This is a genomic window from Vibrio chagasii, assembly GCF_024347355.1.
Lineage (GTDB): Bacteria > Pseudomonadota > Gammaproteobacteria > Enterobacterales > Vibrionaceae > Vibrio > Vibrio chagasii.
This window is the reverse complement of record NZ_AP025465.1, coordinates 2,172,005-2,186,279: the sequence shown is the minus strand read 5'-3', so window position 1 is coordinate 2,186,279 and position 14,275 is coordinate 2,172,005. Positions and strand designations below refer to the sequence as shown.

General features: G+C 44.3%; 11 protein-coding genes, 1 tRNA gene and 2 pseudogenes. 12 read left to right on the top strand and 2 right to left on the bottom strand.

What is annotated here, in order from left to right; all coding sequences use genetic code 11:
* Positions 1 to 13 precede the first annotated feature (13 nt).
* From tolB to OCV52_RS09975, 5 genes are all read left to right on the top strand, one after another.
* Entirely contained in the window at positions 14 to 1,369 is a 1,356-nt protein-coding gene (gene tolB, locus OCV52_RS09995) for a Tol-Pal system beta propeller repeat protein TolB (RefSeq protein ID WP_137408834.1), read from the top strand.
* A 111-nt stretch (positions 1,370 to 1,480) separates the two neighbouring features.
* Entirely contained in the window at positions 1,481 to 2,023 is a 543-nt protein-coding gene (gene pal, locus OCV52_RS09990) for a peptidoglycan-associated lipoprotein Pal (protein WP_004741083.1), read from the top strand.
* Between the two features lie 33 nt (positions 2,024 to 2,056).
* Entirely contained in the window at positions 2,057 to 2,842 is a 786-nt protein-coding gene (gene ybgF / locus OCV52_RS09985) for a tol-pal system protein YbgF (RefSeq protein WP_137408835.1), read from the top strand.
* Positions 2,843 to 2,988: 146 nt separating this feature from the next.
* The gene (gene nadA, locus OCV52_RS09980) at positions 2,989 to 4,050 is read left to right on the top strand and encodes a quinolinate synthase NadA (RefSeq protein ID WP_137408836.1); all 1,062 of its coding nucleotides are present in this window, start codon (positions 2,989 to 2,991) and stop codon (positions 4,048 to 4,050) included.
* A gap of 176 nt (positions 4,051 to 4,226) precedes the next feature.
* Positions 4,227 to 5,258, top strand: a complete 1,032-nt coding sequence (locus OCV52_RS09975) for a potassium channel protein (RefSeq protein WP_137408837.1) — start codon at positions 4,227 to 4,229, stop codon at positions 5,256 to 5,258.
* A gap of 100 nt (positions 5,259 to 5,358) precedes the next feature.
* Here OCV52_RS09975 and OCV52_RS09970 read toward each other — a convergent pair whose 3' ends face one another.
* Together OCV52_RS09970 and OCV52_RS09965 are read right to left on the bottom strand one after the other, a co-directional pair.
* Entirely contained in the window at positions 5,359 to 6,690 is a 1,332-nt protein-coding gene (locus tag OCV52_RS09970) for an IS4 family transposase (protein ID WP_137409199.1), read from the bottom strand.
* A gap of 144 nt (positions 6,691 to 6,834) precedes the next feature.
* Positions 6,835 to 7,404: a UPF0149 family protein gene (locus tag OCV52_RS09965; protein ID WP_061032856.1), complete on the bottom strand. Its 570-nt coding sequence runs from the start codon at positions 7,402 to 7,404 to the stop codon at positions 6,835 to 6,837.
* 138 nt (positions 7,405 to 7,542) lie between these two features.
* Between OCV52_RS09965 and OCV52_RS09960 the strand changes: the two genes are divergently transcribed.
* The 7 genes and pseudogenes from OCV52_RS09960 to OCV52_RS09930 all read left to right on the top strand — a co-directional run bounded on the left by OCV52_RS09960 (position 7,543) and on the right by OCV52_RS09930 (position 14,262).
* A complete protein-coding gene (locus OCV52_RS09960) occupies positions 7,543 to 10,059 on the top strand; it encodes an ATP-binding protein (RefSeq protein ID WP_449369299.1) in 2,517 nt (838 codons plus the stop codon).
* Between the two features lie 249 nt (positions 10,060 to 10,308).
* Positions 10,309 to 10,758, top strand: coding sequence for an L-alanine exporter AlaE (locus tag OCV52_RS09955; RefSeq protein WP_102423554.1), 450 nt, complete (start codon positions 10,309 to 10,311; stop codon positions 10,756 to 10,758).
* A 178-nt stretch (positions 10,759 to 10,936) separates the two neighbouring features.
* A tRNA-Ser gene (locus tag OCV52_RS09950) sits at positions 10,937 to 11,027 on the top strand.
* 255 nt (positions 11,028 to 11,282) lie between these two features.
* Positions 11,283 to 11,582: pseudogene (locus OCV52_RS09945) on the top strand (sodium/glutamate symporter); the annotation flags it as partial.
* Positions 11,581 to 12,255, top strand: a pseudogene (locus OCV52_RS09940) (TRAP transporter large permease subunit); the annotation flags it as partial. The pseudogenes OCV52_RS09945 and OCV52_RS09940, both read left to right, overlap by 2 nt.
* A 35-nt stretch (positions 12,256 to 12,290) precedes the next feature.
* Positions 12,291 to 13,076: an HAD-IIB family hydrolase gene (locus tag OCV52_RS09935; protein WP_105057368.1), complete on the top strand. Its 786-nt coding sequence runs from the start codon at positions 12,291 to 12,293 to the stop codon at positions 13,074 to 13,076.
* A 259-nt stretch (positions 13,077 to 13,335) separates the two neighbouring features.
* Positions 13,336 to 14,262 carry a LysR family transcriptional regulator gene (locus tag OCV52_RS09930; protein WP_137408368.1) on the top strand — a complete coding sequence of 309 codons (927 nt, stop codon included), beginning with the start codon at positions 13,336 to 13,338 and terminating at the stop codon, positions 14,260 to 14,262.
* The last annotated feature ends 13 nt before the right edge of the window (positions 14,263 to 14,275 follow it).

Here is a 14,275-nt window from a genome sequence, read left to right as displayed (position 1 = left end):
AAATGGATAACTTATGCTTAAAGGTAACTTTTTCAAAAGCTTGTTTGTTATGGCTTGTCTTTTTTCTAGTTCAGCTTTTGCCAAATTAGAGATTGTCATAACAGACGGTATTAACTCTGCACGACCTATTGCTATCGTACCTTTCCGCTGGGAAGGTGCAGAGCCACTACCACACGATGTGTCAGCGGTTATCGCTTCTGACTTACAGCGCAGTGGTAAGTTTAGCCCAGTTGCGACAAGCAAAATGCCGCAAACGCCTTACAGCGAAACTGAGGTGAACTTTGACGCTTGGACAAACCTAGGTGTTGATTCACTATTAACAGGTAGCATCACGAAGAACGCCGAAGGGCAGTACGTGGTGAATTACCAACTGATCGATATTGTTCGTGGTCAGCTGACGAAAGGACAAAGCCGAGCGTTAAGCGATGAAGGTCAATTGGTGCTTTCTAAAGATCACGTGTTGTTCAACAAGAAAGCGACCGTACCAGGTAAGCGCTTAAGAGAGTACGCACACCGTATCTCTGACTTGGTTTATGAAGAGCTAACAGGTGAAAAAGGCGCGTTTCTAACACGTATCTCTTACGTTGTTGTGAATGACAAAGACAAATACCCGTACCAGCTTCGCGTAGCAGACTACGATGGTTTCAATGAGCGCCTAGTACTTCGCTCTAAGCAGCCTCTAATGTCGCCTTCATGGTCACCAGACGGTAAAAAGCTTGCGTACGTAAGCTTCCAGAATGGCCAAGCTGAAATCTTCATCATGAATATTTACACGGGTGAACGTGAGAAAGTGACGTCATACCCACGTCATAATGGTGCGCCAAGATTCTCTCCTGACGGTAAAAAACTAGCGCTAGTATTGTCGAAAACGGGCAGCCTTCAGGTGTACACACTTGACCTCGCATCCCGTAAACTGACTCAAATTACCCGCGGCCGTTCGAATAATACGGAACCATTCTGGCATCCAGATGGCAAGTCTCTTATTTTTACGTCTGATCGTGGTGGTAAACCTCAGATATATAATGTAAATTTGTCCAATAATTCGACTTCTCGTATTACTTGGCAAGGTAGCCAAAACTTAGGTGGCCAGATTACCCCTGATGGACGATTCCTGATAATGGTAAATCGCAGCAACTCAGGTTTTAACTTGGCTAAACAAGATTTGGAAACCGGTGCGGTTCAAGTACTAACAAAAACATTGTTAGACGAATCCCCAAGTATTGCACCAAATGGAGGTATGGTTATCTATAGCTCTATTTACAACAAGACGAACGTACTATCGATGGTTTCTATCGATGGTCGCTTTAAAGCTAGATTACCGGCTACCAACGGACGCGTAAGAGCGCCGGCATGGTCACCGTTCCTCTAGGAAAAGTCACAGATTCTTTTAGCTATTGATAGTGTTAACTATTGTGGCATTAACTATCTATAGCACTTAGTCGGCTGTAGAAACTAAGTTTGATAACGTAAGGAAAAAACGATGCAACTTAATAAAGTTCTTAAAGGCTTGATGATTGCACTACCAGTGATGGCAGTAACGGCATGTAGCTCAACTGATGAAGCAACATCTGCAACTTCTGGTACTGAAAGCAACCAAACAACTTCTGGTTCAGAAGGCAACGTAGATACAACTGTTGTAACGCCAATTGACGCTAACGGTCAACTGTCTGAGCAAGAGCTTAAAGAGCAAGCACTACGTGAAACTCAAACAATCTACTTCGCATTCGATAACTCTACTATCGCTGGCGACTACGAAGAAATGCTAGCAGCTCACGCAGCTTACCTAGTTAAGAACGTAGACATGAAAGTAACTATCGAAGGTCACGCTGATGAGCGCGGTACTCCTGAGTACAACATCGCACTTGGCGAGCGTCGTGCACAAGCTGTTGCAAAATACCTACAAGCTCTAGGTGTTCAAGCTGACCAAATCTCTATCGTAAGCTACGGTGAAGAGAAGCCACTTCTTCTAGGTCAATCTGAAGATGTGTACGCTAAAAACCGTCGCGCAGTACTAGTTTACTAATCTTAGTAAGCTATTTAATTGAGGAATTGCCTCATGTTCAGTAACACAAAGCGAGTTATTTTGCTTTCGTTACTGGCAAGTGCAGCGAACACTGCGTTCGCTGCACCAGCTCCAGTATCCGATCTCAATAGCACCGCAACCAATTCAACTTCTTCTTCCTCTAGATCAGCATCTAACGAATCAGATATTGAGCGTTTAGAGCGCCTGCTTCAAAATCGCAATCTTGTTCAGCTTCAAATGCAACAGCAAATCGACGACATGGCACTGGAAATCAGTGAACTTCGTGGTGAGCTAGAGCGCAACAGTTACGATATGAAACAAATGCTAGAGCGCCAACGTGAACTCTTTATCGAGCTTGATAGAGTAAGAGGTGAGGTGAAAGCAGCAGGTACCGCAACAGTAGCAGTAGCCGCGAGCGAAGGCTCTAAAGAAGCTTCTGGTACGTTCAGTACTGATGTCGATGAGCAGACTTCTTATCAAAATGCTGTAGACATGATTCTCAAGCAACGAGACTACACGGGTGCAATTGCTGCATTCCAGAAGTTTCAAAAAGACTTCCCAGATTCTACCTTCACACCTAATTCTCATTACTGGTTAGGTCAGCTTTATTTTGCTAAGAAGCAAGATAAAGAAGCCGTGAAGAGCTTTGCCGCTGTTGTGTCTTACAAAGACTCAAACAAGCGAGCGGACGCACTGGTTAAGCTTGGTGACATAGCAGCGCGCAATAACAATGCGGCGCAAGCTAAGAAATATTACCAACAAGTCGTTACCGAGTACCCAAACAGTGCTTCGGCCAAAGTGGCACAAACCCACTTATAAAATCAAATAGAGGTGCCAAGGCGCCTCTTTTTTATACCCGCTTCAATACCCAATCGTGCTTGCTTACAACCAATCCTTTTTGATCCTCATGCCTGTCCTGTGTAGAATACTCGGATTCTCGGAAGAAGTTGCGTAGAGCAAGAGCAATGAGTCATATACTAGATAAAATCGATACAGTTTACCCGTTTCCGCCTAAGCCAGTTCCACTGAGCGACGCTCAGAAGCAGGCCCACATCGCAAACATCAAAAAACTACTTCAAGAAAAAGATGCAGTTCTAATTGCACACTACTACACAGATCCTGAAATTCAGGCGCTGGCAGAAGAAACTGGTGGTTTCGTTGGCGATTCATTAGAAATGGCTAAATTCGGTAACCGTCACTCAGCAAGCACTTTGATCATCGCTGGTGTTCGCTTTATGGGTGAGTCTGCGAAGATCCTTACTCCTGAAAAACGCATTCTAATGCCAACGCTTGAAGCTGAATGTTCATTAGACCTTGGCTGTCCTGCTGATAAATTTACAGAATTTTGTGATGCTCACCCTGAACACACAGTGGTTGTATACGCAAACACTTCTGCGGCTGTTAAAGCTCGTGCAGACTGGGTGGTTACGTCGAGCATTGCTTTGGAAATCGTTGAGAGCCTAGACGCTGAAGGTAAGCCAATCATTTGGGGGCCTGACCGTCACTTAGGTTCTTACATCGCGAATCAAACCGGCGCTGACATGTTACTTTGGCAAGGTGAGTGTATCGTTCACGATGAGTTCTCTGCAGATGCATTGAGAAAGATGAAGTCGGTATACCCTGAAGCGGCAATTCTTGTGCACCCAGAATCTCCAGCAAGTGTTGTAGAGTTGGCTGATGCTGTTGGTTCTACTAGCCAACTAATCAAGAAAGCGAAAGAGCTGCCGCATCCACAGATGATTGTCGCGACAGACAAAGGCATCTTCTTCAAGATGCAACAACTGGTTCCTGAAAAAGAGCTGATTGAAGCGCCAACGGCGGGTGCTGGTGCAACTTGTCGTAGTTGTGCACACTGTCCTTGGATGGCAATGAACGGTCTTGAGGCAATTGAAAACGCACTTGAGAATGGCGGTGAGCAACACGAAATCTTCGTTTCTGACGAGCTACGTGTTAAATCGCTTATCCCATTGAACCGTATGTTAGATTTCGCAGAGCAGTTAAACATGCAGGTAAAAGGCAACGCGTAAGCGGCTTACTTATCTGACTAATTTAAAAACCAGCCTTTAGTGCTGGTTTTTTTGTACCGAAAGATAGCCTGCTAATATCAACCTTGTGAGCATGTATCTTTTTTCTGATGATTCATCTTGTTGATATCGCGTATTTTTTCTAGCATGTAAGTAAGAACGAAGGATTTGAGGCTCGAATGATAATCTGGTTGCAACTCAAACGTTGGATCAAAGCAAACATCTTTGTTTTGAACGGCAAAAACCTACTGTTTACTTTTCTAGGCTATGTGTTTATTTCATGGTCGAGTTTGTATTTGGTGGGTGAGACGGACTTAACCAGTTCGTTTACTACATTCGCGTATTACTTAGTGGTGACCGCTTCGACAGTAGGGTATGGCGACTTATCACCGACGACAGAAGCGGGTCGATGGATTGTCATTCTATTTGTGATTCCGGGTGGACTTAGTCTGTTTGCTGCGTTACTCGGTAAGGTTGCCACAGAAGGTGTTGAATATTGGCGAGCTGGCTTGTTAGGAAAAAGGAGAGTACGAGTGGAAAATCATATTTTAATGTTGGGGTGGAATGAGCAAAGAACCATTCACCTTATCCGTATGCTCCAGCATGAAGAGACGGGTAGGCGTCCAATCGTGTTATGTACGCGTTCAGACATTGAAAACCCACTCCCTGGTGAGATCAGTTTCGTGAAAGTGAATAGCTACACTGATGGTAAAGAGATGGAAAAGACGGGGATTGAATCAGCCAGCTGTATTCTGATTGATAACCCTGAAGATGATATTACTTTATCTGCTGCACTTTACTGTGCCAACCGAAACCCAGAAGCTCATCTGTTGGTTTACTTTAAAGATGAGGCATTGAGTGACCTGCTACATAAACATTGCCCAAACTCTGAGTGTATTCCTGCGGTAGGCGCGGAGATGCTCGCAAAGGCTGCGGTCGATCCGGGATCTAGTGCGCTGCACCAAGAGCTGCTTAGCTCGACGAGAGGTATGACGCAGTATTCGACCTACTACCCTCAAGATGCCGAACCTGTGACTGTGGCGCCAATTTTCTCTGTGTTTAAAGAGAAGTATCAAGCGACTTTGATTGCGATAGACTCTGGAAACGGTATTGAGCTCAACCCAGAATTGGATCAAGTCGTCAGTAGCGGTACTAAGTTGTTCTATATTGCCGATGAGCGTATCGATGACTTTGATTGGAAAGGTTTTTAAGGCGCGATTCTTTTCGATGTGAGCGCTTTTCGTGTACTAGAGAGTTTCGCGTTACTGGACATTTTCGCATTAAAAAAGGCCTCATCATGAGTAATGCCAGTCAGTTAAGCTGACTGGCATTTTTCCTGTTCGTTGCATATTTTTGGGGTTTCAGTTTCACCCAACGAGGGTAACTTCTATCTTCTCTTCGAGGTGGCAGGGTAAACATGGATATTTGCTTGAGTAAGACTTCATAATGTTTAGGAAGTTTTCCAGGACTCGTTAAAGGTAAAGCCGCGAAGTATTGAGTCACAGCCATAGCACTACTCGTAAAGCTTAATTGATTTGGCCAGACGCTATCTAATTTAATCGCAGCCTTTGTCATAACTTGTCTTATAAGGTTATAGGCGAGCAAAATCCCCCAGAGCTCCTGCTTGACCATATCTGGGCGCTTACTTCGTAATGTATACTCACTATCAAGCAAGGTTTGCTTCATTTCCCGATAGCCTAATTCGATTTCCCAACGATAGCGATAAAGCTCTACGATGTCTTCACCAGGAAAGCGTAACCCATCACGCATTGATGTAAGTACCTGATATGTCTTCCCTTTGATGATTTTCGACACTAACCTTGCTTCTATTGTCTCAGGGAGATCACTGAACTTCTTTCTTGCCTGAGGTGTCGTTTTTATATCAACGATAGCGTCACTCTGACTGTATTTATGAACGACTTCATACTGGAAGTCTTTTCTCACAGGAAGCATCCAATGCCTTTCTTTGCCTACCTTATTCCAGCGATTAAGTAGCCCTAGAGAGTAGTATCCTTTGTCAAAAATAGTCAGCGAATGATCGGGGGTTTGTTCGATGAGTTCTTCTGCAAGGCGCATTTCGCTGGTGCGATAGTCAGAGAATGTACTATCGATTAGTTGATGACTTGTAAGCTCCATCAAGCAAACCATACGTACCTTAGGGTAAATATTCTCCGATGATTGATTGCTCTGTGCTTTAAACTCTTGATGATTTTCAGGTGTATCTGTCGTTCTCCAAACGACACCATCGACGGATAGAAGGTTTAGTCCACACCAAGTTTCGAAATTAGACGAGTGATAGCCATGCGTAGCCATCTTCTTAAAGACTTGTTTAACGCCTTCTTCGCCTAATCTCTGTCTCGCTTGAACAACAGCACTTGGGGCAACAAAGCGTTGTCTGTCTGGCAGGACAATATCGAGTTGGTTAGCAATATCCCAAACAGATTGTTGACGAAAGAGACTCATTCCAACAACGGACCAAAGTACGGCCTCCAAAGGTAACCGTCTTCTTCTAACGGTTGCGACGCCAGCTTGCTCAAAACCTTGCTGGATAAGCTCTGGACTAAGAATTTCAGAGTATTTTTCAAAGTGGTGGAAGGTATTACACGACTGAAAAGTATTGGCAAGTTGGCTTTCTAAAGACATAAAAAAATCCGATATTAGTTTCCTAATATCGGATTCTGAAGCCTTTTGAGGATCGGTCAAATGATCTCACAAATTTCTTAACTGATCGGTATTACTCATCATGAGGCCTTTTGCTGTTTGTTTCGTAGTTTCTGTTGAATACTTTTATTGAGCTTCAGCCAGTGCAATACCGCGCTGAGTTAGACCACAAAGCATTACAGGAACTGCATTGAAGATCTCTTCAAATTGCTCTAGGCCTTCGATACCTTGTTCGGCTAGGGTTGCGATTGAGGTTTCTGGATCGTAAAGCATGCTAAGAGAAAGTAGAACGCCGCCAACCAGTGCGTTGTCTTCGCTATCTTCAGGCATTAGCGTTTCCCAATCATCACGAGCGATCTGCCAGCCTTGAAGTAAGCCTTCACAGAAATCACGAGCAGCAGTATTAACCACTTCCTCTTCGTCTAATTGACAAGCTTCAGGCCAAACCCAAGTGCCTTCGATTAATTCTGGACGAGTTTTGTTCCAAAGCGCAATGATCACTTCAATGTAGCTTTCTAGTTGCTCACCATCAGTGAAAGGAGCAACTTCTTCGCCACCCCAAAGGAACGGTAGCCACTCATGAGGGGTTAACACATTAGGCGCTGCAGCCATTGCAGTGACAAAGCCTATGGTTTTGTGTTCTGTGATTAGCTTTCCTTCCAACTCTGGAAGCGCAAGAATATCTTGTAAAGTCAAAGTGAGGTACCGTAAAAGGGAACATATTTGCGCTTATAGTACCAATGAACTTGTGCCAATCAAGCTTCAATCTAAAAAGGCTTGATGTCGTTGATGATAAACACTAGGTTTAACAGAAAAGAAAACAATAAAAGAATTATGCAGATACGGTCGTCCTTAAAGAAAAAAAGCATGGTAGCGCTTGGGTTATACCTTGCAATGTTTATCGCTATTGTCGGTAGTGTGACGTATTACGTCGTAGAATCCCCCGTGCGCGCCAAACTGCAGCAAAACCTCGACCTACGTACGCAATTGCTGTCTTCGTTGATTACAGAGCCACTCAGCAGCTCTCAAGGCTTTGTTGATAGTTTAGTTGGCTTTGCTCAGGCGCATCGTAAAGGCGAAGATGTTATCCCGCTGTTCAAGTCGATGTTAGCCGCGAGTGACGACACAATCGTCAGTGCTGGTATTTGGCCTGAACCTTACACGCTCGATCCCGATAAGTTGCTGAACAGTTACTTCTTTAACAAAGCTGACGATGGCAGCATCGACCAACTGTTTCCTTACAACAATCCTAAAAATGCCCCTTATCACGAAGAATACTGGTATACCTCAGTGGTCGATGAACCGCAGGGAACCATCTCATGGAGTGATGTCTACATCGATCCATACACGCACGTTCGAATGATCACGGCGTCTTCGCCTTATTACTACGATGGCACCTTTGCGGGTATCGCGACGGTGGACCTCTCTTTGGAAGAGTTACTGGGTTTTATTAAGAACCATGCAGAAGAGTACAACCTTGGTATTACCTTGAGAGACAAGCTAAACCAAGTCTTGGTTTCTCATAACTTTAATCTCGTTGAAGGGATCTACATTAGTAGCAATCAATTCGGTGAATTTGGCTGGCAAGTCGATGTCGTTAACTCTAAATCGCGGGTAGCAGACGAAGTGTTTCGTCAGGTGATGAGTATCGAGGGTGGTATTGTGCCATTGTTGCTACTGTGTGTGATGGCGGGTTACTACTTACTTAACCGTTATTTAATCACTCCAATCACTAACATAGCCACTCAGGTTAACAGTTCAAAAGCCGGCGAGGTGATTGACGTTGATTATTCAAGTCATGATGAGATCGGCCACCTAATCAAAACCTTCAATGAGAAGACGGTATATCTCGAAGCAGAAAAAGTGAAAGCGCAAGCATCAACCAATGCAAAGACCGCTTTCCTTGCGACTCTGTCACACGAAATTCGTACCCCAATGAATGGTGTCTTGGGTACTGCACAAATTCTGCTGAAAACCCCGCTCAATGCTGAGCAAGAGAAGCACTTAAAGAGTCTGTATGAATCAGGCGATCACATGATGACCTTGCTGAACGAAATCTTGGACTTTTCAAAGATTGAGCAGGGCCGGTTAGACCTTGATGAGACGCGTTTCCCGCTGGATTCGATCATCGGCAGTATCAACAGTGTTTACTACACATTGTCTTCAGAGAAAGGGCTTCAATTTAAGGTCTATTCGGAAGTGCCTTCCGGTCGTTGGTACTTTTCCGACAAAGCTCGCTTGCGTCAAATCCTATTTAATCTTTTAAATAATGCGGTGAAGTTCACCTCACGCGGTTTTGTTGAGGTTTACCTTAAAGAGATGGTCGAGGGCAGCGAGACTTACCTCAGCATCCGAGTTCGTGATACCGGCATCGGTATATCGAAAGAGGCGCAAAAGCGTATTTTTAAACCGTTTGAACAAGCGGAGTCTTCGACGACAAGACGTTTTGGTGGTACAGGGCTTGGCTTAGCCATTGTGAAGAAAATCACTCAACTTATGGATGGCAACATTACCGTCACCAGTGAGGAGGGGATAGGCACTAGCTTTGATGTACGTTTGAAAATTCAACCTTGTCAGCCTGGTGAAATAGAGAGCCTGCCACACAAGAAGTTAGATTATTCTGGTTTGAAGGTGCTGATCGTTGAAGACAATCGAACCAACACGGTAATCATTGAGACCTTTATGAATAGCAAGGGCTTTACTTGCAAGAGCGTTGAAAATGGTGAACTGGCGATACAGGCGCTAGTTGCTGAACGATTTGACCTCGTGTTGATGGATAACCACATGCCAGTCATGGACGGCGTAGAATCAACAACAGCCATTCGAGTGTTAATTGGTGAAGTGTCTTCAGTATTGATATTTGGTTGTACGGCTGATGTCTTCAAAGAGACTCGTGAGCGTATGCTTGGGGCTGGAGTAGATTATATTATCGCTAAGCCGATTGATGAGCGTGAACTTGATGATGCCCTGTTCCGTTACTCTAATAAGTTGTATCAATATCATGAAACCAAAAGCCAGAATGAGAGCGGGCCTTTAGTTAAGCCTTTGAGCTTAAACAGTCACGATGCGAACTTTCATAAGAATAAGAGCCCAAGCCGCTCACTACCGAAACCTGATCTGCGCAACAAGGACAATACCGAAGAGCTACTCGTGACACTCTATGTCGCGTTGGAAGACAATAACCTAGACCTGATTCAGTCTGCGTTAGAAAGCCTACGTAAGCATGTCGAACCTATGGACAATGCTGAGCTTTCTTTTCAAGTCGATAAAGCGTTAGAACAGGTTTCTTTGGGCGCTCCGCCGACTCAAGATGTTATCAACATAATTACCGTGAACCTTCCCATGGCATAGTTGTTGTTTAATTACGGAAAGTTAATAGCGAATCGCCTATATTTTGACCTTTATGTAATTTCCTGGTTGAAGTGACTGGTTTTTAAATGGTTTTTGGTTGTTAATTTACAACTTTATTTTGAATTTGAAATGTATGACTACTAATCTTGTGTTTTAATAGCGACATTATCTGGTGGGGTGCGAAAGTGCCTTGTTTATATGTTGCTAAATCACTAAATAGGTAGTGATATATTTTAGGTTTAACGCTCAATGAAGTCTCGTGGTCCATTTTGTATTCGTAACGCAGCGGCGGATACATTTGCTATGGTAGTTTTCTGTTTTATCTCCGGCATGATCGTAGAAGTGTTCATCTCTGGTATGACGTTCGAGCAATCTCTTGCTTCTCGAACGCTGTCGATTCCGGTAAATATTGCCATTGCATGGCCTTATGGCGTGTTCCGTGATTGGTTCTTGCGTAATGGTGCAAAGCTTTCACAAAGCTCGTTGATGAAAAACCTGTCAGACCTTATGGCTTATGTATTATTCCAGTCCCCAGTGTATGCTGGTATTTTGTTAGCTGTTGGTGCTTCAAGCGACCAGATCGTGACTGCGGTAACCAGTAACGCGGTGATCTCTTGTGGTATGGGCGTATTGTACGGTTACTTCTTAGATATGTGCCGTAAGTGGTTTAGAGTTCCAGGCTACTATCAACAAGCTTAAGAAAAACAACAAGCGTAAGTGCAGCGAAAGAATGAAATTTGGTTTGTTTTTGATCTAATGAGTTAATTTGTAATCGAACAAACTTAAAAAGGCACTTTTTTTGATAATGCCCCTTGACCAAAGCAAGCAGAATCAATAAAGTAGCGCCTCGTTGAGTGACGAGCTCAACACAATTTGTGGAAGGATGGCTGAGTGGCTTAAGGCGCTCGCCTGGAAAGCGAGTATACGTTTATAGCGTATCTGGGGTTCAAATCCCCATCCTTCCACCACTATTCTAAACCCCAGCAGAAATGCTGGGGTTTTCTCGTTTTTGGGTGCCCAAATTTTTATCCCCTTCTTCTTTTCGAAACATTCCTTTCTCAAATCCTTTTTGTGTTCGTCACTCCCACTGTTTATGTTAAAGCATTTTGATCCAGATTAGCGATTGATGTCACCGATAAACGCTTGATTTATCGCTGTGGATCTACAAGATTAAGAGTAAGCAACATTATGAATAACCTTAACTCTTAGGAATCTATCGCATCATGACAGAAACCCTCGTTTCTCCAATGCTCTCCTTTACTATAGCGATCTCATTACTGTTTATTGGTAAAGGCTTAATCGAGCGCTCTGAAGTATTAAGGAAGTATTCACTACCAGAGCCAGTTATTGGTGGCTTTGTTTGTGCCGCTACCGTCGCTGCGCTTTACTATCTCTTTGAAATCCAGATCACTTTTAGCCTCGATGTCAGAGACTTTCTGCTTCTCTACTTTTTTGCTGGTATTGGGCTACAAGCGGACATCAAGACGCTGGTAAAAGGTGGGCGGCCGCTGTTTATCCTGCTCTGAGCCAGCTTCTGCCAAAGAGCGTTTTCACTACTTCTTGAAAGCGATACCGGCACTGTTGATCCCATTTGGCATTATTTTAGGCATGCGTTTTGGCTTGTTCACGCCTACTGAAGCGGGTGCGATTGCTGTATTACTCTGCGCGATTATTGGCATCTTTGTCTATCGTCAACTGGGTTTGCGCCATATCCCGCTGATCATGCGTGAAACAGTGCAAGGCACCAGTAGTGTCATGTTCATCATTATCGGTGCGATGGTCTTTGGTTACTACATGACGCTAGAGCAGATCCCACACAATGTTGCGTCTGCTTTGATTGAGCTGACAGACAACAAGCTCGTCTTGCTGTTGTTGATTAACGTGCTGCTGTTAGTGGTGGGTATGTTTATCGAAGGTGGTGCCGCGATGATCATACTCACGCCATTACTATTGCCAGCTGTGCTTAACCTAGGCGTTAATCCGGTTCACTTCGGTATTATCGTGATTGTGAATATCATGATTGGTGGTGTGACTCCGCCATTTGGCTCGATGATGTTTACGGTTTGCTCGATTTTAAAAGTTCGTATGGTCGACTTCGTAAGAGAAGTGGCTCCGTTGTTGCTAGCACTACTCACGGTTCTGATGCTGCTGACTTTCTCTGAAAGCTTAGTGATGTTTTTACCGAATTTGCTTTAACACTGTTTAGTGATTAATTATTTAGAGGTGTAGAAATGAATTCGGTATCGAATGAATTGAACCAAAATTGGAAAAAGATAGATTGGGTGTTAACTGATGTGGACGACACCTTAACCTGGCAAGGTCAATTGCCTCCTGAAACCTTGATTGCGTTAAGCAAGCTGCGTGATTCAGGGAAAAAAGTAGTTGCGGTAACGGGCGCATGTGCAGGGTGGTGTGATCATATTGCTCAGCTGTGGCCTGTTGATGCGGTTCTCGGCGAGAATGGCGCTTTCATTATGGAAAAGAAAAACGGTTATCTGACATTGCGCTCAGATATTCCCTTGCCAGAAGTCAGTGCTAATCAGAGCAAACTGAAAGAACAAGTCTTAGCTATTTTGAGCGATTACCCAGAGCTGAGTTTAACGCTCGATCAGTCGTATCGCTTGTGTGAGGTCGCGATAGACATTGGACAAAACCGTCCTAAAGTTGATGATGCGATTATTGAAGAGATAGTCTCAAAGATTCACGCGTTAGGTGCACATGCTACAGCAAGCTCTATTCACATTAATGCTTGGTATGGTGAGCACTCTAAGAAAGCAACATCGACCGCCTTTCTTAAAGAGAAGGGACTATCTGACCAAGAAATAGTTGAGCGTAGTTGCTATGTCGGTGACTCGATGAACGATCAATACATGTTTGAAATTTTGCCGAACAGTGTCGGTGTGGCGAATATTCAGCATTACTGGGAACGACTAGAACATCACCCATCAGTGGTGATGAGCAAGCCTGGCGGGTATGGTTTCTCTGAATTTGTCGACAAGCTGCTTGCCTTAAAATAGCGACAGTTTAGCGGCTTCAAACAGCCGATAGTGAACATCAAACACAGCTCATTTCTTCGTTGAATTGAGCTGTGTTTTTGTTTTATTTGGCGCGAATACATACTTCTTCTATATCGTGCCTATCGCTCTTCAAGGACTTGTGTTGGTGACTCAGCCCACAACTTGCAAACTTGTTGTGTCGGTATCTCAATTCCTAGATAGGCAAATGAGAAAATTGTGAGACGCTTGCCGTGTGTCTGTCGAATCACAAGGAAGTTGCATGCATCATTTTAATCTCCGTGCGCTTGAGTATCTGAATGCGTTATCAAAATATGGGTCGCTGCGTAAAGCGTCTAAGATGATGAACGTTGACCCTGCGGCAATGAGTCGAATGCTGACGCAGCTTGAAGCACAAGCAGAAATGAAGGTGTGGGAGCGCAACAACCGCCAATCTCTGCTGACTGAGGCGGGCAACGAGTTATTGAACTATTACCGCTCCATCGTTCGCAGTGAAACGGCGGTGCTGGCTCGCCTAACCAAGCTGAAAAACCTCAAGGGCGGTAACGTTAGCATCGCGATAGGGGAAGGGTTTATCACAAACTTGGTCTCTAAACCCATGCAGACCTTCATGGCTCGATACCCTGATATCAATTTATCGATTGAAATTGCGGGTGCGTTGGATGCCGTGAAAATGTTGGAGGATCAACAGATCGATTTCGCGATTACCTATGCGTCTGCTCCTCACCCTAAACTGCATTCACACGTCGAGCGTAGTCATCCTCTAGAGCTAATCGCTCCAAAAGGGCACATACTGACGACGCAACAAGCACCAGTGACACTGCAAGATGTTAGAGAGGCTTCTATTGCTTTGATCGACAACTCGACAGGTATGGGGAGGCTCGTAAAGCAGGCCGAACAAAACTCTCATCTCACTTTGCAACCTAAGCTTCAAACTAACTCTGTTACCGCGCTAACTAACTTCGTTTCGGCAGGCCTAGGCGTGACCTTTATGCCTAAGCTCACTGTGCTTGATGAGATCAAATCGGGACAAATTGAAGTGGTTGCAACTGAGCTAGACACCTTTTCTAAAGCGACGGTGAAAGTTCAATCTCTTAAAGGCCGAGCACTGTCATTGCAAGCCGAAACCTTTTTAGACTTTCTCATCGAGAACGCCACATTCTTAAGTCATGATGCTCACAATATCTAGGTCGAGGTACGCT

What these genes read in the sequence shown, in the direction of transcription:
- tolB (WP_137408834.1), top strand. Translation starts at nt 14, where the DNA reads ATGCTTAAAGGTAACTTTTTCAAAAGCTTGTTTGTTATGGCTTGTCTT.
- pal (WP_004741083.1), top strand. Translation starts at nt 1,481, where the DNA reads ATGCAACTTAATAAAGTTCTTAAAGGCTTGATGATTGCACTACCAGTG.
- ybgF (WP_137408835.1), top strand. Translation starts at nt 2,057, where the DNA reads ATGTTCAGTAACACAAAGCGAGTTATTTTGCTTTCGTTACTGGCAAGT.
- nadA (WP_137408836.1), top strand. Translation starts at nt 2,989, where the DNA reads ATGAGTCATATACTAGATAAAATCGATACAGTTTACCCGTTTCCGCCT.
- OCV52_RS09975 (WP_137408837.1), top strand. Translation starts at nt 4,227, where the DNA reads ATGATAATCTGGTTGCAACTCAAACGTTGGATCAAAGCAAACATCTTT.
- OCV52_RS09970 (WP_137409199.1), bottom strand. Translation starts at nt 6,690, where the DNA reads ATGTCTTTAGAAAGCCAACTTGCCAATACTTTTCAGTCGTGTAATACC.
- OCV52_RS09960 (WP_449369299.1), top strand. Translation starts at nt 7,543, where the DNA reads ATGCAGATACGGTCGTCCTTAAAGAAAAAAAGCATGGTAGCGCTTGGG.
- OCV52_RS09955 (WP_102423554.1), top strand. Translation starts at nt 10,309, where the DNA reads ATGAAGTCTCGTGGTCCATTTTGTATTCGTAACGCAGCGGCGGATACA.
- OCV52_RS09935 (WP_105057368.1), top strand. Translation starts at nt 12,291, where the DNA reads ATGAATTCGGTATCGAATGAATTGAACCAAAATTGGAAAAAGATAGAT.
- OCV52_RS09930 (WP_137408368.1), top strand. Translation starts at nt 13,336, where the DNA reads ATGCATCATTTTAATCTCCGTGCGCTTGAGTATCTGAATGCGTTATCA.